The organism is Curtobacterium sp. VKM Ac-1376, assembly GCF_015351025.1.
Taxonomy (GTDB): Bacteria; Actinomycetota; Actinomycetes; order Actinomycetales; family Microbacteriaceae; genus Curtobacterium.
Genome location: NZ_JADKRV010000047.1, coordinates 1 through 1,440, shown reverse-complemented (window position 1 = coordinate 1,440; position 1,440 = coordinate 1). Strand labels below are relative to the sequence as shown.

Annotated in this window: 1 protein-coding gene; it reads left to right on the top strand. The window is 67.6% G+C overall.

The window, feature by feature from the left end; all coding sequences use genetic code 11:
• Positions 1-34: 34 nt before the first annotated feature.
• A complete protein-coding gene (locus tag ITJ56_RS18075) occupies positions 35-1,432 on the top strand; it encodes an IS30 family transposase (protein WP_194632016.1) in 1,398 nt (465 codons plus the stop codon).
• Positions 1,433-1,440: the final 8 nt, after the last annotated feature.

The window sequence follows — 1,440 nt, the reverse complement described above, 5'->3', positions numbered from 1 at the left end:
CGGTCGTCGCAACACCTGATTCCGGAGGTGTTCGATGCGGGTTCGAGATCGTCAGCGACAAGTCCAGGCGTATCGGGGGCAGATTCCGTCGCCGGGCAGGCCGACGGTGGCGTGGCGGGAGGATCGGGTCGCGTTCTGGACGGCGATCGCGGCGGGCGTGAAGACGCGAGAGGCCGGGGTCGCCGCAGGCGTGTCCGAGCCCGTCGCGCATCGATGGTTCCGGCACGCTGGCGGCGTGAACCCCAACCTCGCTCCGACGCTGTCAGGAAGGTATCTCTCGTCGCACGAGCGTGAGGACATCGCGTTGATGCGGGCGCGCGGTGACGGCGTGCGCGAGATCGCGGCCAGCCTTGGCCGTGCGCCGTCGACGATCTCCCGCGAGCTGCGGCGAAACGCATCAACACGCACCTACCGGCTGGACTACAAGGCCTCGACGGCGCAGTGGCACGCGGAACGTCGAGCGCGCCGACCGAAGGTGGCAAAGCTGCGCACGAACCGGCGGCTCCGCGACTACGTCGCCGACAAGCTCAGCGGCCACCTCCACGACAGTGCTGGGAACCGGATCGGTCCGGAAGGACCGGCATGGGACGGGAAGAACAAGCCGCACCGCGAGGACCGAGAGTGGGTTGCTGCGTGGAGTCCGCAGCAGATCGCGAGACGACTCCCGGTCGAGTTCCCGCACGACCCGTCCATGCGGATCTCGCACGAAGCGATCTACCAGGCCCTCTACGTCCCTGATCGAGGCGGCCTGACGAGGGACCAGTCGTGGCATCTGCGACGCGGGCGGACGAAACGCAAACCTCGGGCACGGACTCGGATGCAGGCGTGGGCGCACGTCACCGACAGCACGACGCTGAAGCAGCGGCCCGCGGAAGCGGACGGCCGTGACGTCGCTGGGCACTGGGAAGGGGACCTCATCATCGGGCTGAAGCGATCCGCGATCGGAACGCTAATCGATCGGAGCACACGGTTCGCGATGCTGGTGCACCTGCCGAGGCAGGTCGGCTACGGGCTCATACCGCCGCGGAAGAACGGGCCGGCCTTAGCTGGCTACGGGGCTGTGACCATGAAGAACGCGCTCGTCGCCACCTTCGACGCGCTGCCCGCATCATTGCGTCGCTCGTTGACCTGGGACCGCGGGAAAGAGATGTCCGCGCACACGCTCCTGACCGCACAGATCGGGATGCCGGTCTACTTCGCCGACGCGAAGAGCCCCTGGCAGCGCGGCAGCAACGAGCACCTCAACGGGCTGCTGCGGCAGTACTTCCCGAAAGGCACCGACCTGTCTCGCTGGAGCGCCGCGGAAATCGCCGCCGTCGCCGATGCGATCAACAACCGTCCACGGGGCATCCTTGGCTGGCGCACTCCTGCTGAGGTCTTCGCCGACCAACTACGCTCGAGCCAACAGACCACTGTTGCGACGACCGGTTGAATACGGCC

What these genes read in the sequence shown, in the direction of transcription:
- ITJ56_RS18075 (WP_194632016.1), top strand. Translation starts at nt 35, where the DNA reads ATGCGGGTTCGAGATCGTCAGCGACAAGTCCAGGCGTATCGGGGGCAG.